Origin of the sequence: Sphingomonas sp. NPDC079357 (assembly GCF_044901155.1) — a bacterium.
In the GTDB taxonomy this organism is placed as follows: Bacteria; Pseudomonadota; Alphaproteobacteria; order Sphingomonadales; family Sphingomonadaceae; genus Sphingomonas.
On sequence record NZ_JBJDOM010000006.1, the window covers coordinates 133888 to 159165 of the forward strand.

The 25278-nt window shown below is 68.7% G+C and carries 22 protein-coding genes and 1 pseudogene; 12 read left to right on the forward strand and 11 right to left on the reverse strand.

The features are described from left to right. Positions 1 to 131 precede the first annotated feature (131 nt). The gene (locus tag ACI2JO_RS16360) at positions 132 to 1520 is read right to left on the reverse strand and encodes a DUF6418 domain-containing protein (protein ID WP_404721674.1); all 1389 of its coding nucleotides are present in this window, start codon (positions 1518 to 1520) and stop codon (positions 132 to 134) included. 309 nt (positions 1521 to 1829) lie between these two features. On the opposite strand from ACI2JO_RS16360, the gene ACI2JO_RS16365 reads away from it, so the two are divergent. The 6 genes from ACI2JO_RS16365 (at position 1830) to katG (ending at position 10158) form a co-directional block, all read left to right on the forward strand. Then, complete coding sequence (locus ACI2JO_RS16365; protein WP_404721675.1) at positions 1830 to 3635, forward strand: right-handed parallel beta-helix repeat-containing protein; 1806 nt, start codon at positions 1830 to 1832, stop codon at positions 3633 to 3635. Between the two features lie 194 nt (positions 3636 to 3829). Then, the gene (locus tag ACI2JO_RS16370) at positions 3830 to 4978 is read left to right on the forward strand and encodes a glycosyltransferase (protein WP_404721676.1); all 1149 of its coding nucleotides are present in this window, start codon (positions 3830 to 3832) and stop codon (positions 4976 to 4978) included. Continuing rightward, positions 4978 to 6060 (forward strand): glycosyltransferase family 4 protein, encoded by a 1083-nt coding sequence (locus ACI2JO_RS16375; protein ID WP_404721677.1) that lies wholly within the window; start codon positions 4978 to 4980, stop codon positions 6058 to 6060. Before ACI2JO_RS16370 ends, ACI2JO_RS16375 begins: the two co-directional genes overlap by 1 nt. Continuing rightward, complete coding sequence (locus ACI2JO_RS16380) at positions 6057 to 7262, forward strand: glycosyltransferase family 4 protein (RefSeq protein ID WP_404721678.1); 1206 nt, start codon at positions 6057 to 6059, stop codon at positions 7260 to 7262. The genes ACI2JO_RS16375 and ACI2JO_RS16380 overlap by 4 nt, the downstream gene beginning before the upstream one ends. Beyond that, positions 7259 to 7786: a serine O-acetyltransferase gene (locus ACI2JO_RS16385; protein WP_404721679.1), complete on the forward strand. Its 528-nt coding sequence runs from the start codon at positions 7259 to 7261 to the stop codon at positions 7784 to 7786. The genes ACI2JO_RS16380 and ACI2JO_RS16385 overlap by 4 nt, the downstream gene beginning before the upstream one ends. A gap of 152 nt (positions 7787 to 7938) precedes the next feature. Beyond that, positions 7939 to 10158, forward strand: a complete 2220-nt coding sequence (gene katG, locus ACI2JO_RS16390; RefSeq protein ID WP_404721680.1) for a catalase/peroxidase HPI — start codon at positions 7939 to 7941, stop codon at positions 10156 to 10158. Positions 10159 to 10460: 302 nt separating this feature from the next. Here katG and ACI2JO_RS16395 read toward each other — a convergent pair whose 3' ends face one another. Genes ACI2JO_RS16395 through ACI2JO_RS16410 form a run of 4 tightly spaced genes read right to left on the reverse strand, consistent with a single transcriptional unit; the run spans position 10461 to position 13183 of the window. Next, the gene (locus tag ACI2JO_RS16395) at positions 10461 to 10667 is read right to left on the reverse strand and encodes a hypothetical protein (RefSeq protein ID WP_404721681.1); all 207 of its coding nucleotides are present in this window, start codon (positions 10665 to 10667) and stop codon (positions 10461 to 10463) included. 1 nt (position 10668) lies between these two features. Further along, entirely contained in the window at positions 10669 to 11802 is a 1134-nt protein-coding gene (tgt, locus tag ACI2JO_RS16400) for a tRNA guanosine(34) transglycosylase Tgt (protein ID WP_404721682.1), read from the reverse strand. Beyond that, positions 11799 to 12347, reverse strand: a complete 549-nt coding sequence (locus ACI2JO_RS16405; RefSeq protein WP_404721683.1) for an EF-hand domain-containing protein — start codon at positions 12345 to 12347, stop codon at positions 11799 to 11801. Before ACI2JO_RS16405 ends, tgt begins: the two co-directional genes overlap by 4 nt. A gap of 47 nt (positions 12348 to 12394) precedes the next feature. After that, complete coding sequence (locus ACI2JO_RS16410) at positions 12395 to 13183, reverse strand: FadR/GntR family transcriptional regulator (RefSeq protein ID WP_404721684.1); 789 nt, start codon at positions 13181 to 13183, stop codon at positions 12395 to 12397. 157 nt (positions 13184 to 13340) lie between these two features. Here ACI2JO_RS16410 and ACI2JO_RS16415 point away from each other — a divergent pair, with 157 nt between their 5' ends. The 3 genes and pseudogenes from ACI2JO_RS16415 (at position 13341) to ACI2JO_RS16425 (ending at position 17122) form a co-directional block, all read left to right on the forward strand. Further along, positions 13341 to 14912, forward strand: coding sequence for an alpha-N-arabinofuranosidase (locus ACI2JO_RS16415; protein ID WP_404721685.1), 1572 nt, complete (start codon positions 13341 to 13343; stop codon positions 14910 to 14912). After that, positions 14912 to 15958: pseudogene (locus tag ACI2JO_RS16420) on the forward strand (family 43 glycosylhydrolase); the annotation flags it as partial. The gene ACI2JO_RS16415 and the pseudogene ACI2JO_RS16420, both read left to right, overlap by 1 nt. Before the next feature lie 174 nt (positions 15959 to 16132). After that, a complete protein-coding gene (locus ACI2JO_RS16425; RefSeq protein WP_404721686.1) occupies positions 16133 to 17122 on the forward strand; it encodes an arabinan endo-1,5-alpha-L-arabinosidase in 990 nt (329 codons plus the stop codon). 36 nt (positions 17123 to 17158) lie between these two features. Here ACI2JO_RS16425 and ACI2JO_RS16430 read toward each other — a convergent pair whose 3' ends face one another. From ACI2JO_RS16430 to ACI2JO_RS16445, 4 genes are all read right to left on the reverse strand, one after another. Then, on the reverse strand, positions 17159 to 18532 hold the full coding sequence (locus ACI2JO_RS16430) for a glutamate--cysteine ligase (RefSeq protein ID WP_404721687.1): 1374 nt from the start codon (positions 18530 to 18532) through the stop codon (positions 17159 to 17161). A gap of 67 nt (positions 18533 to 18599) precedes the next feature. Continuing rightward, positions 18600 to 19340, reverse strand: a complete 741-nt coding sequence (locus ACI2JO_RS16435; RefSeq protein WP_404721688.1) for a 16S rRNA (uracil(1498)-N(3))-methyltransferase — start codon at positions 19338 to 19340, stop codon at positions 18600 to 18602. Beyond that, a complete protein-coding gene (locus ACI2JO_RS16440) occupies positions 19340 to 19504 on the reverse strand; it encodes a hypothetical protein (RefSeq protein ID WP_028967579.1) in 165 nt (54 codons plus the stop codon). The genes ACI2JO_RS16435 and ACI2JO_RS16440 overlap by 1 nt, the downstream gene beginning before the upstream one ends. Next, positions 19501 to 19887: a DUF2147 domain-containing protein gene (locus ACI2JO_RS16445; protein ID WP_404721689.1), complete on the reverse strand. Its 387-nt coding sequence runs from the start codon at positions 19885 to 19887 to the stop codon at positions 19501 to 19503. Before ACI2JO_RS16445 ends, ACI2JO_RS16440 begins: the two co-directional genes overlap by 4 nt. A gap of 100 nt (positions 19888 to 19987) precedes the next feature. Here ACI2JO_RS16445 and ubiA point away from each other — a divergent pair, with 100 nt between their 5' ends. Genes ubiA through ACI2JO_RS16460 form a run of 3 tightly spaced genes read left to right on the forward strand, consistent with a single transcriptional unit; the run spans position 19988 to position 23090 of the window. Beyond that, positions 19988 to 20896 carry a 4-hydroxybenzoate octaprenyltransferase gene (gene ubiA, locus ACI2JO_RS16450; RefSeq protein WP_404721690.1) on the forward strand — a complete coding sequence of 303 codons (909 nt, stop codon included), beginning with the start codon at positions 19988 to 19990 and terminating at the stop codon, positions 20894 to 20896. Between the two features lie 60 nt (positions 20897 to 20956). Further along, positions 20957 to 22303 (forward strand): TldD/PmbA family protein, encoded by a 1347-nt coding sequence (locus ACI2JO_RS16455; protein ID WP_404721691.1) that lies wholly within the window; start codon positions 20957 to 20959, stop codon positions 22301 to 22303. Further along, the gene (locus ACI2JO_RS16460; protein ID WP_404721692.1) at positions 22296 to 23090 is read left to right on the forward strand and encodes a 3'(2'),5'-bisphosphate nucleotidase CysQ; all 795 of its coding nucleotides are present in this window, start codon (positions 22296 to 22298) and stop codon (positions 23088 to 23090) included. Before ACI2JO_RS16455 ends, ACI2JO_RS16460 begins: the two co-directional genes overlap by 8 nt. A 76-nt stretch (positions 23091 to 23166) precedes the next feature. On the opposite strand, the gene ACI2JO_RS16465 is transcribed toward ACI2JO_RS16460, so the two are convergent. After that, entirely contained in the window at positions 23167 to 23946 is a 780-nt protein-coding gene (locus ACI2JO_RS16465; protein ID WP_404721693.1) for a sulfite exporter TauE/SafE family protein, read from the reverse strand. A 171-nt stretch (positions 23947 to 24117) separates the two neighbouring features. Further along, positions 24118 to 25272: a non-hydrolyzing UDP-N-acetylglucosamine 2-epimerase gene (gene wecB / locus ACI2JO_RS16470; protein ID WP_404721694.1), complete on the reverse strand. Its 1155-nt coding sequence runs from the start codon at positions 25270 to 25272 to the stop codon at positions 24118 to 24120. Between the last annotated feature and the right edge of the window lie 6 nt (positions 25273 to 25278).

Consider the following 25278-nt stretch of genomic DNA (forward strand, 5'->3'; position numbering starts at 1 on the left):
CCATGCTTGATATCCCCCGATATCAAGCACGCCCCACGATCACCTTTATAAGTAGGGTTTATGGCAATTTAACTATTCGAGCGAGCGGACTGCCGTGCGCCGGCTTCCATTCGGCTCGCGCGGCCGGGGGATCAGCGCCGGCGCGACAAGGCCTGCATCATCTGGCGCACGCGGCTGTCCCGCCGCTGCCCTTCCCAGGTCAGAAACAAGGCGACCGCAATGGTGACCAGATTCTTGATGCCAAAGAAGTTCCACATGAAGCCGGTCGTGTAGCCGCCATACAGCGAACTCATGGCCCTTCCGAACAGGATCGAGGCAATCCAGTTGCCCTCCGCGATCGTCTGCGCGACCATACGCATCACGAAGGCGTGAAATGCCGCGAGAATGGACGACACGAACAACAGTCCGACAATCCCCATGGTCATCAGCAAATAGGGATAAAGCGAGAAAACGAACCCCGTCCCGCCTTCCATTGCCCAGCCAAGCAGCCGCGACGCGGTGAAGCGCTGCATGACGTAATAGAGCCCAAACCGCGTTCCCGCACCGTCCGCGTTTTGCTCGCCGGGCTTCACCCATGAGGCGACATCGGCACCGATCGCGCGGTCGTCCAGCCGCGTGGTGGCCAAGTATTTGTCATCGGCAACGTACCAAAGCTGCCCCTGCAAGGCGACGCGCTGCCCATACTTCTGCACGGCAGCGTCGAAATTGGTGAGCGCGCCGTAAGCGACCAGCACCGCCGGAACCGTGACCGCCACCACCGCGACAGCGATCCCGCCGATCGCGCCGGTTGGGATCGAACGGTCGTTGGCAATATGTACCAGCCCCACGGGGATCGAGAAGATGCTAAGTATCATCAGCAAGGAGGTGAATTTTTCGCCGAACAGCACAGACAGGGCCAGCAGCCAGACGAGCACCAGCGCACCACGCATCCGATAGCCGGGCACGCAGAACAGCGCACCGATGAACGGCACCAGCACCGGCCGGTTCGTCATCCACCCCGAGTAGATCGGCGAGTCGATCTTGCGCAGGTATTCGAAGCGGTCGAGATGCCCGATTAGTGGAAAACCGTTGTTGATCCCCAGCCGGACCAGATAAAGCGTCGCCGCGGTCATCACCACCAGCAGCCCGATCCAGATTACCCGGCCCTGGGGCTGCCACCGCGTCGGCGCATCGCGGAACAGCGCCTTCAGTCGGGGCCAGGATGCCTCAACCACGATTGTGGCGGTCAGAAAAAAGAGCACGTAGATCAGGAACAGTCGTGCAAACGCTCCCGTTGCTCGCCCGGTGATCTCGGTCTCGACCATATAGGCGCCTCCCTCGATCGCGGCTCCCGAGATGAACTCGGTAATCCGCAACGCGATCAGCGGGACGAACAGCAGGAACGTCGCGGGCGAGGTCCGCAGCATACCGAACGACATCGTGCCGAACAGCACCAGCGCGAGATAGGCCCACGCTGCCGACGGCGCTGTTGCCGCGCCGAAAGCCACCATTGCGCCCAACGCGAAATGAATCGCGAACATTCCGCCGAATGCCCGGGCCCGGGCACCGTAAGGAACAAAGGATGCGCGCCCCGCGGGCGCGCGCCGTGCGGACGGCAGTCGGTCTCCGCCTACGAGCGCCATGTGCTGGTCCTTGGGTGTTGGCCTGATTGGAGGCCGCTATTAGCGTGCGCTGCACCACTAGCGCAACCATGCCGGATGGCGACGTTGTGGGACACTTGAAAGAATTGCGACGAGGCGGCGTGTTCAACCGTTAATCCGCAATATGCCGGCGTCACGCCGTCATGACGAATGCGCTATGTAGATGATGCCTCTGCCGTGGAGAGTTAAATGCCTCGTGTTCTTGCGTCCCGCTTCTCCGCCCCGCTCGCCGTGCTGATCGCGACCTGCTGCTCGCCCGCGCCATCGCAAAGCGCCACCGCCGACTGGTCGTCGCTCGCCACCGCCGCGCGGCAGTCGCCAGTCAGCGGCGATGGCCTGCGACGGAGCTGGACCGGCGCGGACGGTCGCCCGGTGACGGTCACGGTCCTCGCGCCGCGGCTCGATGGCCGACCGACGATCGCGCTCGATCCCGCACCCGGCGACAACGGACCGGCGATCGCCACGGCGCTGGCGCGGCTGCGCGCGGCGGGCGGCGGCACGCTGCGGCTGTTGCCCGGCACCTGGCCGATCGCCGGTGGCCCGCCGGCGCTGGCGCTGGACGGACTCAACGACGTGCTGATCGACGGCAAGGGCGCGAACCTAGTGTTCGGCCAATGGGGTGACGGCATCCTCATCACCCGCTCGGCGCGGTTGATGCTGCGCGGCCTGTCGGTCGGCTACGCCCGGCCTCCGGTGGTGAAGGCGCGGGTCGATGGCGGGCGGCTCGCTTTCGCGGGCGCCGCGCCCGACGTCGGCGCACCGGTCTATCAGGTGTCAGCGGCCGGCCCGGCGGGCGCGCGCATGCTGATGGGCAAGCAGGGCAAGGCGCTTGAACGCGACGGCGGACTGGCGGGCGGACTTGGCGATTTTGCCCCCGGCACGCCGGTGCAGGTGAAGCTGAGCTGGTACAAGGGCGGTGCGATCCGGATTGGCGATCCGGGCGACAAGCCGGTCTCGCACGACATCACGCTTGATCATGTCACGGTGCGTGATTCGGCGGGGAGCGGGATCACCGTCGATCTGATGGACCGCGGCCTCGCGATCGTCGGGGCGACGCTGGGCGGCGCGGGGGGCAGCGCGATCGCCTATGACGGTTTCCACGTCACCGCGGCGGGGGGTGACCTGCTGGTGGAGGACAGCGACTTCACCGGCATGGGCGATGACGCGATCAACATCGCCGGGCCGATCATCGATGCCAGCGTCGATCCCGACGGGCGTACCGCGACGCTGTCGGGCGTGTCGGCGCGCGTCTATCCGGGCGCGCGGCTCGCGCTGTTCGACGCCGGGCTGCAGTTGGTGGGTACGGCGCAGGTCGCTTCGCGCACGCCGCGCGACCCGGCCGGCCGCATGCGCGCCACCTTCGCCGCGCCGGTGTCGGCGGGCACGGTGCGCTTCGCGCGCAACATGGACTTGCTGGCGCAGCGTTATGCGATCGTCGGTAACCGCATGGCCGATTGCATCTGCCACGGCGTGCTGGCGCAGGCGCCGAACGGGCTGATCCAGGACAATCAATTCTCCGGCCTGCGCTACAATGCGATCCGGCTGCTCACCAGCGCGGCATGGAAGGAAGGCGCGGGGGCCTACAACGTCGTCGTCGCCGGCAATCGGATCGCGGATACCGGGCAGGACACGCGCCCCGGCCGCGTGTGGGCGGCGATCACCGTCTTTGGCGAGCTGGCCGGCAATGGCCCCGGCGGTCAGGCGCCGCTCGCCCCCGGGCCGCTCAATGCCGGGCTGCTGATCCGCGATAACCAGATCGACGGCGTCGACCAGGGCTGTATCGCCGTGTCGAATGCCGCCGATGTCGTGCTGAAGGACAATCGCTGCACGCGCTTCGGGCGGCAGCCGGGCACGGCGCGGATGCTGGCGGACAGGGCCGATGTGTCGGGCGGGCTGGCTCGGCTTCCGGCCAAGGGCGCCTATGTCGCCCGTGGCACCGGCGTGTGGATCGACCCCTCGACCACCGCGGACGTGACCGCCGACGCATCCCGCTGACAGACCTGCCGATCGTTACGCGCTTGCGCGCGGCAGAAGCACGCGGCTAGAAGGCGCCGCGTGCGAAGCTGCCGCCGGAACGAGCGGCCGTGTTCATGATACGGCAGGGAGTTTGAGCTGGTGCAACGGGTTGTGCCCAAGCGTGGAATGTCGTCGCGGCAATGCGACCGGCACCGCGTGGCGGCGGTGGCGACATGACGGAGACGGGCGCGCCGCTGCGCATCTGTCTGGTGATCGAGGCGGGCGGCGGCGGTGCCAGCCGCCACGTCCTCGATCTGGCCGGCGCATTTCAGGCGCGCGGTCATCACGTCCACCTGATCTATTCGGCGGTACGGGCCGAGGCGCGGCACCTTGCCGAGATCGCTGCGCTGCCGATCGCTGCCGAGCCGCTGGAAATGCACCGCTCGCTCGGCTTGCACGACGTCGCCTCGGCGCGCGCGCTGGGCGCCGCGGTGCGCCGCGCGGGGCCGTTCGACATTGTCCATGGCCATAGCTCGAAGGCGGGCGCGCTGGTCCGGCTCGCCGACGTCGGCGCGGCAAAGCGTGTCTATACACCGCATGCCTTTCGCGGGCTCGACGGTGGCGCGTCGCTGCCCGCGCGCATCCTGTTCAACGGTGCGGAGATCGTCCTGGGCGCGACGCGCACCGACGCGCTGATCGCGGTATCGAGCGAGGAGCTGGCGTTCGCGCGCAAGCTGCACATCGCCGATGGCCGCTGCCACCTGATCCGCAACGGCGTCATCACCATCCCCGACGTAACGCGTGCGCAGGCCCGCGCCACGCTAGGCCTCCCCGACGAGGCGCCGGTGATCGGATTCGTCGGACGCCTCTCGTATCAAAAGGCGCCGGAGCGCTTCGTCGAGGCGATGCGCCGCGCGATGACGCAGGTGCCGACGCTGCGCGCGGTGATCCTCGGCGACGGCGAATGCGCCGAGGCGGTCGAGCAGGACCTCGCCACGTCCGGCATGGCGGATCGCTTCATCTGGAAGCGCTCCGCCAAGGCGCAGGACTATCTGCCTGCCTTTGACGCGGTGATGATGACCAGCCGCTACGAGGGACTCTCGTATGTCCTGCTCGAAAGCCTCGCCGCGCACGTCCCGATCGTCACCACCGACGTGGCGGGCGCGCAGGACGTGATCGGCGACACCGGCTGCGGCGTGATCGTGCCGAACGACGAAACCGTGGTCGACCGGCTGGTCGACACCGCAATTCTGATCGGCACCGATGCGGAGGCGCGTGCCGCCATGGCTGCCGCCGCCGCGCGGCGCAGCAACGAGGTGAATGGAATGCGCATGATCGACGAGACCGAGCGACTGTACCGCCAACTGGTCGGGACGCGCTGATGCAGACCGTCTTCATCAACGGCCGCTTCCTTACGCAGCCGGTCAGCGGCGTGCAGCGGTACGCGCAAGAGATCGTCACCGCACTCGATGCGCTCGCCGGCGACGGTGCGCTCCCGGCGCGCTACGTCCTGCTCACCCCGCCGGGCGCGCGCACGCTGCCGCTGCGCCACATCGAGACGCGCACGATCGGCAAGCGCGCCGGCCATTACTGGGACCAGGTCGATTACGCCCGCGCCGCCAGCCGCGGCACCGCCTTGTGCCTCGCGATGACCGGCCCGGTCGCGCTGCGCCGGCAGGTGGTGGTGATCCACGACGCCGCGGTCCAGCGCCATCCCGAGCATTTCAGCAAGCCCTATGTCTTCGCGCACAGCTGGCTCGACCGGCTGCTCGCGCGCCGCGCGGTGGTCGCGACCGTCTCCGAATTCTCGCGCCGCGAACTCGCCGACGTGCTGCCGGTCGCGGCGAAGGACATCGTCGTCGCCCCGAATGGTGCCGAGCATCTGTCGATCGCGCCCGACGCGGGCGTGGTCGAGCGGCTGGGGCTGAGCAAGGGCGGCTATTTCCTCACGCTCGGCAACCTCACCCGCAACAAGAATCTGGCGGTAGCGCTGCGCGCGCTGGCGCGGCTGGAACCGGGCAGCGCGAAGCTGGTCGCGGTCGGGCGGATGGACCGCTCGGTGTTCGGCTCGGCCGGGCTGCCCGAGCCGGGCGCTGACGTGCTCCTGCCCGGCCGGCTCGACGATGCCGAAGTCGCCGGGCTGATGCAGGGCGCGCGCGCCTTGATCTTCCCGAGCATCTACGAGGGCTTCGGCATCCCGCCGCTCGAGGCGTTCGTGAACGAATGCCCGGTGCTCGCCAGCACCGCGCCCGCGGTACAGGAAGTGTGCGGCGACGCCGCCGATTATTTCGAGCCGCATGACGACGCCACGCTCGCGCGGCTGATGACGATGCTGCTTGACGATCACGACGGCGCGCTGCGCCGTGACCGGCTGGCGAAGGGCGCGCAGCGCGTCGCACGCTACACATGGCGCGGCTCGGCAAAGATCCTCGCCGACGCCTGCGCGAAGGTCGCCGCGCGATGAAGATATTGATCGTCAACGTCCTCTATCCGCCACACAAGATCGGCGGGGCGGAAAAGTCGGTGTCGCTGCTCGCCGAGGCGCTGGTCCGCGCCGGTGACGAGGTGGTGGTCGCGACGCTCGACGACATCGCTGCGCCCGTCACCGAGGTGAAGAACGGCGTGACGCTGCGTCGCCTGCCAATCGACAATATCTACTGGCCCTACGATCCCGTTGCGCCCGCACAGCCGAAGCTGAAGCGGCTGCAATGGCACGCGCGCAACCGCTGGAACCGCGCCGCCGCGGGTCGCTTGGGCAAGCTGCTCGACGAGGTCCGCCCCGACGTCGTCCATTGCAACGTCATCACGGGCTTCAGCCCGGCGATCTGGCGCGAGATCAAGCAGCGCAAGCTGCCGCTCGTCCAGACGCTGCGCGACTATGGCGTGATGTGCACCCGCTCGGCGCTGTTCAAGAACGGCGCGAACTGCACGACGCGCTGCCTCGAATGCCGCGTGCTCACCGCGCCGGGCAAGACCGAATCGGCGCGCGTCGACCAGCTCGTCTCGAACAGCGATTACGTCATCCGCCGCCACCATGCGGAGGGCTATTTCCCGGGCGTGCCCGCGCGGCGCATCTTCAACATCGTGCCGCTCGACGAACAGCCGCGCGACACCAAGGCGCCGGACGCGCCGTTCGTGTTCGGCTTCATCGGCCGCATCGAGGCTGAAAAGGGCATCGACGTCGTGCTGGAGGCGACCACCCGCGTTACGCGTGCGGACTGGCGGCTGCGCATCGCCGGGGTCGGCGTGCCCGAATATGTCGCCGACTTGAAGGCGCGCTATCCGGATCCGCGCATCGAATGGCTCGGCTTCTCGCAGGCCGGCGACTTCTACCGCGCGATCGACACGGTGCTGATCGCCTCGGTCTGGCCAGAGCCGTTGCCGCGCACCTTGATCGAGGCGCTGTCCTACGGCCTGTCGGCGATCTGTGCCGAGGCAGGTGGCATCCCCGAGATCGCCGATCTGGCGGCGCACGCGATCACCTACGAACCCACCGATGTCGAGGCGCTCGCCGCCGCGATGGACACCGCACTCGGCGATGCCACTGCGTGGCGCGCGGGCGGGCTCAGCGACCCGCAGGCGCTCGGCTGGTTCGCGGAGAACAAGATCGTCGCCGAGAACCGCGCCGCCTACACCGACGCGATCGCGGCGGTGGCGGCGCGATGAGCTGGCGGCGCGACCTCTACGCCAACGCGTCGCGCCACGGCGTGAAGGGCGCGCTGATCGGCTGGTTCCTCAATCCCGGCTTCGCGGTCGTCACGCTCTACCGCGTCATGCGCTTTGCCTATCTGAAGGGCGGGCCGTTCTGGCGACTGGTGGAAAAGCTGGTCTGGCGGCGGATCGTGTTCGGCTATGGCTGTTATATCGATCCCACGGCGAAGATCGGCCCCGGTCTGCGCCTGCCACACCCGGTCGGGATCGTGATTGGCGCGGACACGGTGATCGGCGCCGACGTCACCGTCTATCAAAACGTGACCTTCGGCCGCCGCGCCGCGAACGAGGCGGTCTATCCGGTCATTCAGGACGGCACGATCATCTACGCCGGCGCGATCGTCACCGGCGAGATCACCGTCGGCCATGACGCGACGATCGCAGCCGGCGCGCTGGTCCGCCACGACGTGCCGCCGCATGGCATCGCGCTGCCTGCCTCGGGCGCGATCCGGCAAGGCAAGCTCCACGCCGCCCCCTGATCGACGGCGTCGATCATACCGTCCGACTTTTCGCATTTTCCCGATCAATCTTCGTCCTCTACTACGGGTGTCACAGATTACCGGAATGGTGATGCGCGCCCGTGCGTTGGGCAGCGGCAGACCCCGACACCGGTCGCGAGAGGAGAAGAGACATGGACGCCATCACCGAAGGTAGCCCGATCAACGATCCCAAGAAGCAGCCCGCTGCGCTGCGCACGCTGCTCGGGCGCACGTCGAAGGATTGGTGGCCGGAATCGCTGTCGATCGACATCCTTCACCAGCAGGGCAAGAGCGGCAATCCGTTCGGCGACGACTTCGACTATGCCGCCGAATTCCTCAAGCTCGACCTGAAGGCGGTCAAGGCCGACCTGACCGCGCTGATGACCGACAGCCAGCCGTGGTGGCCGGCCGATTACGGGCATTATGGCCCGTTCTTCATCCGCATGGCGTGGCACTCGGCGGGCACCTACCGCACCGGCGACGGCCGCGGCGGTTCGTCGGCGGGGCAACAGCGCTTCGCCCCGCTCAATTCCTGGCCGGATAACGGCAACCTCGACAAGGCACGCCGCCTGCTCTGGCCGATCAAGCAGAAGTATGGCCGCGCGCTCAGCTGGGCCGATCTGTTCATCCTCGCCGGCAATGTCGCGATCGAGTCGATGGGCGGCCCCACCTTCGGCTTCGGCGGCGGCCGCAAGGACGTGTTCGAGCCCGAGAAGGACGTCTATTGGGGCACCGAGGAGGAATGGCTCGGCCAGACCCGCATCGACGAGGAAGCCGGACTGGCGCTCGAAAGCCCGCTCGCCGCGATCCAGCACGGCCTCATCTACGTCAACCCGGAAGGCCCGGGCGGCTGCCCGAACCCGATGGGCTCGGCGCGCGACATGCGCGAGACGTTCGCGCGCATGGGCATGAACGACGAGGAAACCGCCGCGCTCACCGCCGGTGGCCACACCTTCGGCAAGGCGCATGGCGCGGGTGATCCCAAGCTGGTCGGTCGCGAGCCCGAAGGCGCCGATATCGCTGCGCAGGGACTCGGCTGGGCGTCGACGCACGAAAGCGGCATGGGCGATCACACGATCACCTCCGGGATCGAGGGCGCGTGGACCCCGACGCCGACGACGTGGGACATGACCTATTTCGACATGCTGCTCGATCACGAATATGAGATCGTGAAGAGCCCGGCCGGCGCGCACCAGTTCCAGCCGGTCGGCAACCCCGACGACACGCTCGCCCCCGCCGCGCATACGCCGGGCAAGAAGGTGCCGACGATGATGACCTCGGCTGACATGGCGCTGAAGGTCGACCCGAAGTACCGGGCGGTCATGGAGAAATTCCGCGCCGATCCCGCTTACTTCGCGGACGCGTGGGCGCGCGCGTGGTTCAAGCTGACCCACCGCGACATGGGGCCGAAGATCCGGTATCTCGGCAGCGAGGTGCCGCAGGAAGACCTGATCTGGCAGGATCCGATTCCGGCGGTCACCCACCCGCTGATCGACGCCACCGATATTGCGTCGCTCAAGACGACGCTGCTCGACCGGCTGTCGGTGCAGGATCTAGTCAAGACCGCCTGGGCGTCGGCCTCGACCTATCGCGGGTCGGACAAGCGCGGCGGCGCGAATGGTGCGCGCATCCGCTTCGCCCCGCAGCGCAATTGGGAAGTCAACGATCCCGAGAATCTCGCCCGCGTGCTCGGCCTGATCGAACAGGTGAAGGCCGATTTCGACGGCGCGACGACTGGCGGCAAGCAGGTGTCGATCGCCGACCTGATCGTGCTCGGCGGCAGCGCCGCGATCGAGAAGGCGGCGAAGGACGCCGGACATGACGTGACCGTGCCGTTCACGCCGGGCCGCGCCGACGCGCTGGAGGAACAGACCGACGCCGAGAGCTTCGACGTGCTCGAACCCAAGGCGGACGGCTTCCGCAACTATCTGCAGGTCAAGTTCAACGTGCCGACCGAGGAGTTGCTGGTCGATCGTGCGCAGCTGCTCGGCCTCACCGCGCCGGAGATGGCGGTGCTGGTCGGTGGTCTGCGTGTGCTCGGCGCCAATGCGCAGGGCAGCGCGCATGGCGTGTTCACGACGCGGGTCGGTCAGCTGACCAACGACTTCTTCGTGAATCTGCTCGACATGAACACGGCGTGGAAGCAGGTGAGCGACGAGAGTGACGAGGAGTTCGTCGGCACCGATCGCACGACGCATGCGCAGAAGTGGACCGCGTCGCGCACCGATCTGGTGTTCGGCTCCAATTCGCAGCTGCGCGCGCTGTCGGAAGTCTATGCCTGTGACGACGCCAAGGACAAGTTCGTGGCCGACTTCGTCACCGCTTGGACGAAGGTGATGGACGCGGATCGTTTTGATCTGGTCACTCACTGAGAGATCGGCTAGCAAGCCCTTGATGAATTGGGAGGGATCGGGCTGCGCCCATCGGGTGCGGTCCCGGTCCCTTCCTTCTTGTACCGGCCGAACAGCCCTTCGGGTCGCCCCGTGGCTGCGACAGTCGGGGCCGCCGGCGTGCCCCCCACGCCGGCGGCCGAACGCCTTGAGGGCGCAACATCCTTAATCGTCATTGCGAACCGGCTTATTCGTCGTCGCCCCGGACTTGATCCGGGGCCCCGCGTTACCGCGCAGCAGCAAGAAGAAGCGGGACCCCGGATCAAATCCGGGGCGAAGGGACCCTACTTCTTCCCCTCATCCTTACGCGAATTCGCGAACAGCACCGCCGCGGCCACCGCCGCCGAACCGATCCCGACGCCCAGCCAGGTCTTGCCCGGCTGCCATCGGCCCTTGCGCTGATGCGCGGCGGCGCTCTGCGCGCCGGCTTCCTCATGCGCCTTGGCGGCCGCGGCGGCTTCCAGGATTTCGTTGGGTTGCTCGTCGCTCACGTCACTCTCCTTTTGGCGCGTCGTATCGCGCGCGGAAGTCATTGGCGAACGCCGCCAATCGCCCTTCAACGATCGCGGCGCGCAGATCGGCCATCAACGCTTCGTAGAAGGCAATGTTATGCTCGGTCATCAGCATCGCCCCCAGCATCTCGCCGGCCCGCACCAGATGATGCACATAGGCGCGCGTCCACGTCGTGCACACCGCGCACGCGCATTCCGGGTCGAGCGGCCCCTGATCCTCGGCGAACCGCGCATTGCGGATGTTGATCGGCCCGGCGCGCGTGAACGCCTGCCCGGTCCGCCCCGAGCGGGTCGGCATCACGCAATCAAACATATCGACCCCGCGCTCGACCGCTCCGACGATATCGGTCGGCTTGCCGACCCCCATCAGATAGCGGGGCTGGTCGGCGGGCAATTGCCCGGTCGCGAAGTCGAGGCATCCGAACATCGCCGCCTGCCCCTCGCCGACCGCCAGCCCGCCGATCGCATAGCCATCGAAGCCGATGTCGATCAGCGCATCGGCGCTCGCCTTGCGCAGTCCTTGGTCGAGCGCGCCCTGCTGGATGCCGAAGATCGCATTGTTCGCGGCATGGTCGCCGCCGCTGTCGAACGCATCGCGGCTGCGCTGCGCCCAGCGCATCGAGCGTTCCATCGCCGCCGCCTGCACCTCGCGCGTCGAGGTGGTCGGCACCAGTTCGTCGAAGGCCATTACGATGTTGCTGCCCAGCAAGCGCTGGATCTCGATCGACCGCTCCGGCGAGATCATGTGCCGCGTCCCATCCAGGTGCGACGCGAACGCCACGCCCTCCTCGGATCGCTTGGTCAGTGCGGACAGGCTCATCACCTGATAGCCACCCGAATCGGTCAGGATCGGCTTTTCCCAGCCCATGAAGCGGTGCAGCCCGCCCAGCCGCGCGACCCGCTCCGCACCGGGGCGCAGCATCAGGTGATAGGTATTGCCCAGAATGATGTCCGCGCCGGCGCGCTCGACATCGGCGGGCTTCATCGCCTTGACGGTGGCGGCGGTGCCGACCGGCATGAACGCCGGCGTGCGGATCGTGCCGCGCTGCATCGTGATCGTGCCGGTACGCGCCGCGCCGTCGGTCGCGGAGATTGCGAAGGCGAAGCGCGTCATCGCCGGCCTCCCCGCCGCTTCTTGTCCCCGTCGGGCGCGTCGTCCTTCTTCTCCGGCCGCCGCCCCGCGGTCGGTCCGCGCGCATCGACCGGCATCGTGCGATAGGTCAGCAGCTCGGCGCGGCTGATCGCATGGTCGCCGTCGCGGTCGTAGCGCGCGAACAATCGCGAGAAGTGGTCCTGCAACTCGGCCAGCGTCACCTCGCCGTCATTGTCGCGATCGACCTCATAGGGGCTCGGCAGCGCGGCCCGGTCGCCCAGATAGCGCAGCGCCCAGTCGCCGAACGCGATATAGCGCAACTTGCCGGTCTTGCTCGGATCGAACGCCGCGAACGACGCCGCGACGCATTCCTCCAGCTCGTACCGCTCGACCTTCGCGTCACCGTCGCGGTCGCAGGCGGCGATCATCATCGCCACCGGCTCGACCACCATCGTCGCGGGGGTCTGCGGAGTGGCGGGCAGCGGTGCGCGGACGGTAATGTCGCCGTCCTGCGGCGTATCTTGCACCGGGGCCGCGGCGAGCAGGAGCAACGCAAACGGAATCATTCCCGCTCCGTGGCAGAAGCCTGCGCGTATCGCCAGCGTCTTTGCCGTCAGCCTTCCATCGCGGACTTCGTATCCTCCAGCGCGAGATCGACGAGCGTCCGCATCGCCGCCGTCGCGCCCGCCACGTCCCCCGCCGCAATCATGTCGTGGACGCGGACATGGTCGGGGATCGGGTTGCGCGGCAGCGCCCGCGCGCGCTGCTTGAACTGCGTCGTCCAGTGGATCGCCGCACCGATGCTCGCGCTCAGCACCATCAACGCGTCGTTGCGCGTCGCGCGCAGCACCGCATTGTGGAACTCCTTGTCCGCCGCGCGTCCCGCCTCGGTCGCCAGCGTATGCCGCCGCATCGCGGCGACCGCGTCCTTCATTGCCTTTAGGTCATTGCGGTCGCGGCGCTGTGCCGCCAGCCCCGCCGCCGCCGGCTCGACGATCGCACGCAGCTCGAACAAGGCGCGGACGAACTGAATGTCGGGCGCCCCCGCGAACGCCCAGGCGAGCACGTCGGGGTCGAGCAAATTCCAGCGCTCACGCGGCAGCACGCGCGTCCCCGCCTTGGGACGGCTCTCGACCAGCCCCTTGGCCGCCAGCACCTGCATCGCCTCGCGGTACGCGCTGCGCGACACGTCGAGCGCTTCGGAAAAGGCGACCTCGCCCGACAGCGTGTCGCCCGGCAGATATTCGCCCGAAACGATCGCGGTGCCCAGCTTGTGCGCGATCGCGCCATGCAGCCGCCGCCCGGTACCGCGCACCGACGCGCGCGCCACTTCCGGGGCCTCGCCCCCCGCTGCTGGCGTATCGCCCTCCCGCTGCGGCACGCCGCTCTCCCGATCCGCCATCACCGCTCCTTTGTGACCCGCTTTAACGCGCCATGGCAAGCGCGCGCCGCCCGGCAAATGGCCGTTGCAATGCTCGACACCCAAACCTAATGTCCGAGTAATGAGCAAAAACAGCGGGATGGGCAATGGCCCGTTTCGCCTTGATCGGGAGGATAGGATGAAGGCACGTTTGTTCGCTTATGCCGGAGCACTGGCCGTGGGGCTCGCCTCGCTCGCGCCCGCCTCCGCGCAGGACGCCCCCGCCGTCACCGCCGAGTCCGCAACCCTCGCGGTGCGCGGCGACACACCCGGTCCGGTCTACGACAAGCGCATCTTCACCCAGTTCGCCGAGCATCTCGGCAACGGCGTCTACGGTGGCCTGTGGGTCGGCAACGACCGCAAGATCCCCAACACGCGCGGCTTCCGCAACGACGTCGTCGGGGCGCTCCGCGATCTTGGCACCCCCGTCATCCGCTGGCCGGGCGGCTGCTTCGCCGACGAATATCACTGGCGCGAGGGGATCGGCCCGAAGAACAAGCGCCCGGTCAAGATCAACACCCACTGGGGCGGCGTCACCGAGCCCAACACCGTGGGCACGCATGAATTCATGGACGTGACCGAGCAGATCGGCGCGGAGGTCTATATCTCGGGCAACGTCGGCAACGGCACGCCGCAGGAAATGGCCGAGTGGGTCGAGTACATCACCTCGCCGGCCGGCTCGCTGGCGGACGAGCGCGCGAAGAACGGCCGCAAGCAACCGTGGAAGCTGCCCTATTTCGGCATCGGCAACGAGCTGTGGGGCTGCGGCGGCAACATGAAGCCGGAATATGCCGCCGACGTGACGCGCCGCTACGCCACCTTCGTCAAGGCGCCCGCCAACACGCGGATCGAGAAGATCGCGTCGGGCGCGAACGGCGACGACTATAACTGGACCGAAGTGATGATGCGCGAGACGGGCAGCATGCTCAACGGTCTCTCGCTCCATTATTACACCGTGCCCGGGACCTGGGAGAAGAAGGGCTCGGCGATCGACTTCGACGAAACCGGCTGGGCGGAAGTCCTGTCGAAGACGTGGAAGATGGAAGAGCTGGTCACCAAACACAGCGCGATCATGGACAAGTACGATCCGCAGAAGAAAGTGTATCTGGCGGTCGACGAATGGGGCACCTGGTACGATCAGGATCCGGGCACGCATCCCGGCTTCCTGCGCCAGCAGAACTCGCTGCGTGACGCACTGGTCGCCGCGATCAACCTCAACATCTTCGCCAAACACGCCGATCGCGTGAAGATGACCGCCATCGCGCAGATGGTGAACGTCCTGCAGGCGATGATCCTGACCGACGGCAACAAGATGGTGCTGACGCCGACCTATCACGTCTTCAAGATGTACAAGCCGTTCATGGACGGCACGGTGCTGCCGATCGACATCAAGTCGCCGTGGTACAATAAGGATCAGTGGACGATCCCGGCGGTCAGCGCCTCGGCGGTCCGCGACAAGGCCGGCGTGACGCACGTCGCGCTCGCCAATGCCGATCCGAACCGCACGATCACCGTCACCACCACGCTGACCGGGGTCAATGCGTCGCGCGTCGGCGGCACGATCCTGACCGGGCCCAAGGTCAATTCGCTCAACACCTTCGAACAGCCCAACGCCGTCGTGCCCACCGCCTTCAACGGCGCGCAGCTCAATGGCGGCCAGCTCACCGTCACGCTGCCGGCCAAGTCGGTGGTGATGCTGGACCTCAACTGATGCGCGACGAACGGATGCGGCTGTCGCGCCGTCTGTTCGTGGCCGGGGGCGCGGCGCTTGCCGCCGCCCCCGCGCTGGCGCGCACCCGCGCGGACGCCGGCACGATCGTCAACCCGCTGGTCCGTCAGCGCGCCGACGCGCAGGTGTTCCGCCACACCAACGGCTGGTATTACATGACCGGCTCGGTGCCCGAATATGACCGGCTGGTGCTGCGCCGCGCGAAGACGATCGCCGGTCTCACCACCGCGGCCGAGAAGGTGCTGTGGCGGCACGAAAAGACCGGCCCGCTCTCGGGTTTCCTCTGGGCGCCCGAGCTGCATCTGATCGGGGCCAAGTGGATCATGTATTTCGCCGCCGGCCCCAGCGGCGGCGGGGCGGACGTGTTCCGCATCCGCACCCATGCGGTGGTCTGCGACGGGGCCGATCCGATGACCGGCAACTGGACGGTGCTGGGGCAGCTCCAAACGCCGTGGGACAGTTTCAACCTTGATTCGACCAGCTTCGTCCATCGCGGCCAGCGCTATCTGGCGTGGGCGCAGCGCGAGGACGGCATCGACACCAACTCGAACATCTACCTCGCCCCGCTCGCCACCCCGCTGACCTTCGCCGCCAAGCCCGCACGGCTGACGATCCCGCAACTCCCGTGGGAGATACAGGGTTACAAGGTCGCCGAGGCCCCTGCGCTGCTGGCGCGCAACGGCCGGTTGTTCATGACCTATTCGGCGAGCGCCACCGACGCGCGTTACTGTCTGGGAATGCTCACCGCGCGCGACGATGCCGACATCATGGACCCGGCGGCATGGACCAAGTCGCCCGAGCCGGTGATGAAGACCTCGCGCGCGCACAAGATCTTCGGCCCCGGCCACAACAGCTTCACCGTCGACGAGCGCGGGCGCGACATGCTGGTCTTCCACGCGCGCGATTACGAGAAGATCGTCGGCGACCCGCTGTTCGATCCCAATCGCCACACCCGCGTTCAGCCGATCCGCTACGACGCAGCGGGCGTTCCGCAATTCGACCCGCCGGTCGCCAACGGCCCTCTGCCGCGCGGAGCGTAGCCTCTACCCGTCATTGCGAGCGGAGCGAAGCAATCCGGAGCCGGACCAGAACGCCCTGGATTGCTCCGCTCCGCTCGCAATGACGAAGCGGCTCCCACATGGCGCCTTTACCAATTGTATGAGTATTGCAGATCATTTCTGCATCCGGAAAGGCGCCGCCTCATGCGCATCCTCCTCCGCAGCACCAGCGCGCTGCTCCTGCTCGCCACCGCCCCGGCCGCGACCGCTCCGCCGCCGCTGACTGGCGCCCTCACCCCCGTCCACGACCCCGCGATCATCGCCGACAACGGCACCTACTACCTCCTCGTCACCGGCCATGTCCGCAGCCGCGACGGGCTGATCCCGCTCCGCACCTCGACCGACCTCAAGCACTGGACGCTGCGCGGCGCTTCCTTCACCGCGCTCCCCGCCTGGGCAAGCAAGCATGTCCCCGGCACCGCCGGCATGTGGGCGCCCGACATCAGCAAGGTCGGCGACGAGTACCGCCTCTATTACTCGCTCTCGACGTTCGGGAAGAATCGCTCCGCGATCGGCCTCGCCACCGCGCACCGCCTCGACCCCGCCGCCCCCGCCGCCAACTGGGTCGACAAGGGCCCGGTGGTCGAATCCAACGCCGACAACGACTTCAACGCGATCGACCCCGCCGCCTTCACCGACGCTGATGGCCATCAATGGCTGGCGTTCGGCAGCTTCTGGAGCGGGATCAAGCTGATCGAACTGGACCCCGCCACCGGCATGCGCATGCCGGACACACCGATGCACAGCCTCGCCTCACGTGCATCACCCGGCGCGATCGAGGCGCCGTTCGTGATCCGCCACGACCGCTATTATTACCTGTTCGCCTCATTCGACTTCTGCTGTCGCGGCGCGAAGAGCAGCTACAACACCGTCGTCGGCCGCGCGACCGCCCCGACCGGTCCCTACCTCGATCGCGCCGGTACGCCGATGCTGAAGGGCGGCGGCACCCCGATGCTCACCTCGGGACAGGGCACCGGCAGCCGCTATATCGGCCGCGGCCACAATGCGATTCTGCAAGGCCCGGACGGCGACCGCATCGTCTACCACGCCTATGACACGCAGCGAAACGGCACCCCTACGCTGCGCATCCAGCGGCTGCGTTGGGATCAAGAGGGCTGGCCGCACGCGCAATAAAGCCCCTCCCGTAAAGGGAAGGGGAGGGGAGAAGGTTCAGAAACTCGCCTCGCCGTAGACGCGCGACAGATCTCCGCCCCACGCGCCATGGTACAGCTCAAGCAACCGCTCCGCCGGCACCTTCCCCGCGCGCACGATCTCGCGCAGCGGCTCGAGGAATCCCGTCTCGTCCTCACCCGCCGCACTGACCCGCGCGCGCGCCTTCAGCCCGCCATGTGCGATGTCGAGCACCGCACCCGCGATGTTGCGCAGCTGCCCGCCACCGGGGATCGGTGCCGACAGTCCCATTTTCGGCACCGCGTCGCGCAGCGCCTGCCGCTCCTCAAGCGTCCAGTGCTTGACCAGATCCCACGCCGCATCCAGCGCGACGCTATCGTACAGCAACCCGACCCAGAACGCCGGCAGCGCACATATCCGGTTCCACGGCCCGCCGTCCGCGCCACGCATCTCGAGGAAGGTCTTGAGCCGCACCTCGGGGAAGGCGGTCGACAGGTGATCGTCCCAATCGGAGATCGTCGGCTTCTCGCCGGGCAGCACTGACAATTCGCCGCGCAGGAAGTCGCGGAAGCTCAGCCCCGCCGCATCGATGTAGCGGCCGTCGCGATAGACGAAGTACATCGGCACATCGAGCATATACTCGGCGTACCGCTCGTAGCCGAACCCGTCCTCGAACACGAACGGCAGCATCCCCGTCCGCGTCGGGTCGGTGTCCGACCAGATATGGCTGCGATAGCTCAGGAAACCGTTGGGCTTGCCTTCGGTGAACGGCGAATTGGCGAACAAGGCGGTGGCGAGCGGTTGCAGCGCGAGCCCGACGCGAAACTTCTTCACCATGTCGGCTTCGCTGGCGTAATCCAGGTTCACCTGGATCGTGCAAGTGCGCAGCATCATGTCGAGCCCCATCGTCCCGACGCGCGGCATGTGGCGCAGCATGATCGCGTAACGGCCCTTGGGCATGATCGGCAGCTCGGCGCGCGTCTTGTCGGGCCACATGCCGAGCCCGAGGAAGCCGATCCCCAGCTTCTCGCCCGCCGCCTTCACCTGCGCCAGATGCCGCCCGGTCTCGGCGCAGGTCTGGTGCAGATTCTCCAGCGGCGCGCCCGACAGCTCGAACTGCCCGGCGGGCTCAAGGCTGATCGACCCGTCCGCCCCGCTCATCGCGATGACGTTGCCGCCTTCCTCGACCGGCCGCCAGCCATGCTGTTCCAGCTCGCCGAGCAGCGCGCGAATTCCACCCGCCTCGTCATAGGACGGCGCGTGATGGTCGCTGGTGGCATAGACGAATTTTTCGTGCTCAGTGCCGATCCGCCAGCGCTCCGCCGGCTTCTCGCCACTCGCGAAGCGCGCGATCAATTCGTCGCGCGATTCAATGGCCGCTGCCGGTGCGTCCGAAACCGTCTTGGTCGTCATGGCCGCGCCTTACGCCGCGATGAACACCGGCGCTAGAGCGGATTGGGCTGCGAGGAGTAAAGCCGCGTCACCAGTCCCCGGCGACCGCCATCCACACCGCGACCGCCGCCGCCGCCGCGGTATCGGCGCGCAGGATCCGCGGCCCCAGTCCCACACCCACCGCCGCCGGATGCGCGCGGATCGCGGCGCGCTCCTCGTCGTCGAACCCGCCCTCCGGCCCGATCAGGATCGCCGCTGGTCCGCGCCGCTCGCGCATTGCCGCCGCCGCCGGCGCGCCGCCCAGTTCGTCGGCGAAGAACAGCGCCCGCTCCGCCGGCCAGTCGCGCAGCAGCGCGGGCAGCTTCACCATCTCCGCCACCTCGGGCACCGCGGTGCGCCCGCATTGTTCGGCCGCCTCGATCATATGCGCGCGCAGCCGCTCGGTGTTCGGCTTGTCGACCACCGTCCGCCGCGTCACCACCGGCACCAGCCGCGCGACGCCCAGCTCGCACGCCTTCTCCGCCATCCAGTCGACGCGCCCCTTCTTGAGCGGCGCGGCGACCAGCCACAGGTCGGGCACCGCCTCGCGCTCGCGCAGCCGCTCCTGCACGTCGAGCGTCAGGTCGCGCTTGCCGACCGCGCTCGCCACCGCCAGCCATTCGCCGCTGGCGTCGTTGAACAATTTGACCGGATCGCCCGGCTTCGTGCGCATCACCGCCACCAGATAATGCGCCTGCGGCCCCGACAGCGTCAGCGGACCGGGCGCGAGCGCCGTCTCGACGAACAGCCGCGGCGTCGAGCGCGGCGGCCAGGCGGGCACCGCCCCCATCATTTCTTCCTTCCCCGTCCGATCAGCAGGCGCGCGATCAGGAACAGCAGCGCGCCCGCCAGCGCGACGACCAGCACCACGCCCGTCACCACCCCGGCGACGCGCAGAATGGCATAGAACAGCGCCTCGAAAAACCGGCCGATCGCGACCGAGAGATGGATCACTTACCCGAAACGCGTGTCCAGCGCTGCTCCTTGCACCCGAAGCCCGCGAACAGGCACCCCTGCGCAACCAAAGTGTTGCGCCCGTCGAGCTGCAACGTCCCATCGACCTCGCGCCCGATGTCGGGGACGAACACCGTCCCCGCCCACGTCCCGTCGCCATCCTGCTCGAAGCCGCGGAACAGCGGCGTGCCGACCAGCCGGTCGGTGCCGCCCGCAGCGGCATCGTCCTTGGCCTTGTCGCTCGCCGACACCACGGTGCCGCACATTCCCGGCTCGCCCCGGCACGGCGCGACGCGGATCCGCACGCTGTCACTGGCATTGCGCCACGTCCCCGCCAGCGGATCGGTGGCAGCGGCGGCGAGCAGGGCGAGAAGGGTCAACATACGCGCGAACCTCGTGCAAAACCGAAGCCTCTATCTAGGGACCCGTTGCGCCGGAATGAACCGCTTCGCGCACGCGCCGGTTCACGCTATCGCGGCGGGCGTGACCGACATCGTCCCCGACACCCAGCACCGCGGCCTTCTGTCGCTCCTGCCGCCGCGCGCGCGGCTGTTCGCGTCGCTGGCGCGGTTCGACCGGCCGATCGGCTGGTGGCTGCTGTTCTGGCCCGGCGCGTGGGGCGTCGCGCTCGCCGACGGCGTCATCGAGCGCTGGCCGCTCCTCCTGTGGCTGCTCCTCGGCAGCATCGCGATGCGCGGCGCAGGCTGCGTCTACAACGACATCGTCGACCGCGATCTCGATGCCAGCGTCGCGCGCACCCGCACGCGCCCGCTGGCGAGCGGCGCGGTGTCGGCGAAGGCGGCGTGGGCGTTCCTGCTCGCGCTTTGCCTGATCGGGTTGGTCGTGCTGCTCCAGCTCCACCTCCCTGCCGCGCTCGTCTCGCTCGCCGCAATCGCGCCGGTCGCCGCCTATCCGTTCATGAAGCGCATCACCTGGTGGCCGCAGGCATGGCTCGGGCTGGTCTTCTCCTGGGCGGCGCTGGTCGGCTGGACCGAAACCTGGGGCGCGCTCACCCTGCCCGGCCTGACGCTCTACGCCGGCACGATCTTCTGGGTGGTCGGCTATGACACGATCTATGCGTTGCAGGACCGAGAGGACGATGCGCTCGTCGGCATCCGCTCCTCCGCACTCGCGCTCGGTCGCCACGTCCGCACCGGCGTCAGCGCCTGTTACGCGCTCGCGCTTGCGCTCTGGGCAGCAGCGCTGTGGCAGGTGCGCGCCGATCCGCTCATCCTCGCCGCGCTCGCCCCGGTCGCGCTGCACCTGTTCTGGCAGGTCGCGACGTTGCGCGACGATGATGGCCAAGGCGCGCTCGACCGCTTCCGCAGCAACCGCACCGCCGGGCTGCTGATGTTCCTCGCCTGCATCGTCGTCGGCACGCGCATCCAATAACGCCGCGGCGACGTTCTCCGCGATATGGCATCCGAAACCTTTCGCTCCTAAGTCGATCCCATGCTCACGCCTTCCCAAGCGCAGGATCGCGCCCACGACATCGTCCGCCGCGCCACCGCCGCCGGAGCCGACGCCGCCGATGCGGTCTTCGCCGCCAGCGCCTCAACCGAGGTCTCTGTCCGGCTCGGCAGGCTCGAGGACGTCGGCCGCTCGGAGGGCGAGGACCTCGGCCTGCGTGTGTTCGCGGGCTGCCGCTCGGCCAGCGTCTCGACCTCCGACCTCTCGACCGCCGCGATGGACGCGCTGGTGGAACGTGCGGTGGCGATGGCGCGCGAAGCGCCCGAGGACCGCTGGGCCGGGCTCGCCCCGCAGGAGCGGCTGCTCCACGGCGCGCCACCCGCGCTCGACCTCGCCGACCGCCACGCCTGCACCCCCGAGCAGCTCCGCAGCGCCGCGCAGCGCGCCGAGGATGCCGCGCGCGCGGTCGACGGCGTCACCAACAGCGAGGGCGGCGGCGCGGCGGCATCGGAGAGCGTCTGGGCGCTCGCCACCAGCCACGGCTTCGCGGGCAGCTACGCCACCACCGGATTCAGCGTCTCGGCGAGCGTGATCGCGGGCGAGGGCAGCGCGATGCAGCGCGATTACGCCTTCCATTCTGCCCGCCACCTCGCGCATCTCGACACCCCCGAGGCGATCGGCCAGCTCGCCGGCGAGCGCGCCGTCGCCCGCCTCGATCCGGGCGTCGCGCGCAGCGGCACGATGCCGATCGTCTTCGATCCGCGCGTCGGCGCCAGCCTGCTCGGGCATCTCAGCGGCGCGATCACCGGCGGGGCGATCACCCGCCGTACCAGCTTCCTGCTCGATTCGCTCGGCACCGAGGTCTTCGCGCCGGGCGTGACGATCCGCGACGATCCGCACCGCCCCCACGGCCTGCGCTCGCGCCCGTTCGATGGCGAAGGGTTACCCGTTTCGCCGCTCGCGATCATCGAGAACGGTGTGCTCGAAAGCTGGCTGCTCGACAGCGCTTCGGCGCGGCAATTGGGGCTGGAGCCGACCGGCCACGCCGCGCGCGGCATCGCGGGCGCACCGGGCGTGTCGACCAGCAACCTCTATATGGAACCGGGCAAAATGCCCGTCGCGACGCTGATCGAGGATATCGAGGACGGCATCTACGTCACCGAGCTGATCGGTCAGGGCGTCAACCCCGTCACCGGCGATTACAGCCGCGGTGCGGCCGGCTTCGCGATCCGCGGCGGCGAGATCGTCGCGCCGCTCGCCGGCTTCACAATCGCGGGCAACCTGCTCGCCATGTACCGCGCGCTCACCCCCGCCAACGATCTCGTGTTCCGACAGGGGGTCAACGTGCCGACGCTGCGCATCGACGGGATGACGGTCGCTGGTGGCTGAGCCCGCCGCTCCGGACCCCGGGCTGGTCGCGGCGGTCGTCGCGGTGGCGCGCGACGCCGGGCAGATGGCGCTCGCGCGCTGGCGCACCGATTTCGCGCGCTGGGAAAAATCCGAGGGCAGCCCGGTGTGCGAGGTCGATCTCGACGTCGACCGCATGGTGCGCGCGCGGCTGGGCGCCCTGCTCCCCGACGCCGGCTGGCTGTCTGAGGAAACCGCCGACAATGCCGACCGGCTGGCGTGCCGCCGCGTCTGGGTGGTCGATCCGATCGACGGCACGCGCGACTATATTCGCGGGCGCACCGGCTGGTGCGTGTCGATCGCCTTGGTCGAGGACGGCCGTCCGGTGATCGGCGTGCTCGACGCCCCCGCACGCGGCGAAGTGTGGTGCGCCACCGCGCCCGGCCGCGCGACCCGCAATGGCGTGCGCGTCACCGCGGGAAGGCGCGACTCCTTGCCCGGCGCGCGCGTCCCGGTCGACGCCTTGCCCAAGGTCGACCGCGACCTGACCGCGGTCGAAAAACCCAATTCGATCGCACTGCGCGTCGCGATGGTCGCCGCAGACCACGCTGACCTCGTCGCGACGCTGCGCTGGGGCAACGAATGGGACATCGCCGCCGCGGTGCTGGTGGCGAGCGCGGCGGGCGCCTCGGTCAGCGACGCTGTCGGCGCGCCGTTGGTGTTCAACAAGCCCGACCCGCGCGCCTATGGCGTGCTCGTCAGCACTGCGGGCATCCACGACGCCGCCGTCCTCCGCCTCGCCGACCGGGTGAAGGCGGCGCTGGGTTAAAGCCTCTTGCCGTCATTGCGAGCGTAGCGAAGCAATGACGGTCGACGGTCAGACCGCGCGTCAACCCGACACAAGCCTACATCAACAACCGGACCCCGACGATCAGCAACACCACCGCCAGTGCCGGCGTCACCACCCGCTCCGGCAGCCGGTCGGTCAGCTTCGCGCCGAGGATCACCCCCGGCACCGACCCGAGCAGCAGCGACCCCAGCAGCGGCAGATTGATGTTCCCGATCACCGCATGCCCGATCCCGCCGATCAGCGCGACCGGCACTGCATGGAGGATATCCGTTCCCACCAGCCGCTTGGCGTTCAACCGGAACGGATAGAGCATCAGCAGCAACGTCGCCCCCAGCGCGCCCGCGCCCACCGAGGTCAGCGTGATCAGCGTCCCCAGCAGCGCCCCCGCCGCCGCCGTCAACAACGGCTGCCAGCGCAACATCGCCTCGGTCCGCGCCCCCTCGGCGCGCGCAAAGCGCCGCGCCAGTTTCGCGCGAAACGGCGTCAGCAGCGCGGAGATGACCAGCGTCACGCCAAGCACGCGCACGATCAGGCCGTTGCTCTCGGCCTTGTGGCCATGGCTCGACAGCCACCACAAGGTGATCGCCACCGCGGGCAGGCTGCCCCAGCACAGCCGCTTGACGATCGCCCAGTCGGCGTTGTTCTGCCGGTGGTGCATCGTCCCGCCGACGATCTTGGTGATCGCGGCGAACCACAGGTCGGTCCCGACCGCGGTCGTCGGCGCAACCCCGAACAGCAGGATCAACAGCGGCGACATCAACGATCCGCCGCCGACCCCGGTCAGCCCGACGATCGTGCCGACCAGAAATCCTGCCAGCGTGCTCAGTGCGTCCAAAGCGGTCTGCCCCCGTTCATCGCCCGTACCTGCGACGCGCCGCGCGTGGCGGCAAGCGCAGAAAAGCTTGGGGCGACCAAGCCGAACCCGCCATCGCACCTGTCGGATCGCCACCCCGGCCAAGGCCGGAGGTCAGTTGAAAAAGCCGGCGTGAGGTAGCGTGAGGCAGTGTCAGCGGCGCTCCAGCGCTGCCGGATCGCGCCCCGGCGTCGCCGCGAGGATCGCCGCGATCCGCTCCCCCGCCCGACCATCGCCATAGCAATGCCGCACCACCGCCATCGCGCCCAGCGCCGCGGGATCGTCGAGCAACCCACTCGCCGCCGCGACGATCCGCGCCGGGTCGGTGCCGACGATCCGCGCCGCGCCTGCTGCGACGCCTTCGGGCCGTTCGGTCCGGTCGCGCAGCACCAGCACCGGCACGCCCAGCGCGGGCGCTTCTTCCTGCACGCCGCCGGAGTCGGTCAGGATCAGCGCGCTCGCCGCCATCAACCGCACGAACGCCGGATAGTCGAGTGCCCGGACCAGCGCGACCCGCCCGCATCCGCGAAGGCGTTCGGACAACGGCCCCGCCACCGCCGGGTTCGGGTGCAGCGCTACGACGATGCCGATATCCTCGCGGATCGCCAGGCGCGCGACCGCCTCGGCGATCCGCGCCAGCGCCACGCCATGGTTCTCGCGCCGATGCACCGTGACGGTCACGATCCGCCGCCCCGCGAATCGCGCCAGCACCGGGGCGACAGCGTCCGTCAGCCCCGGTGCGGCGGCAATCCGTGCCTGGACGATCCGCAACGCATCCGCGACCGTGTTGCCGGTCAGATGGATCGCGTCGGACGGCACGTTCTCCGCCCGCAACGCCGCCACCGCCCCCGCGGTCGGCGCGAAGTGCAGATCGGCCAGCACCCCCGTCACGCGCCGGCTGCCTTCCTCGGGCCACGGCGCGGACAGGTCGCCGCTCCGCAATCCCGCCTCGACATGCGCCACGGGAACACCGCGCAGGTGCGCCGACAACGTCGCGGCCAACGCCGTCAGCGTGTCGCCATGCACGATCACGCGCTGCGGCCGTTTCCGTTCGATCACGCTCCCGATCCCCGTCAGCAATCGCGCCAGCGCGACATCGAGCGCCCCGCCCGCGCCGGTCGGCGCTATTTCAGCGTCGGGGACGATCCCGAAGACGTCCAGGTCCTGCTTCAGCAGCGTCCGGTGCTGCCCCGTCGCCAGCACGCGCGTGTCGACCTGCGGTCGTTTGCGCAACGCCGCGATCACCGGCGCCATCTTGATCGCCTCCGGTCGTGTACCCAGGACGACGAGCAAGCGGGGCCGATGCAACGCGGG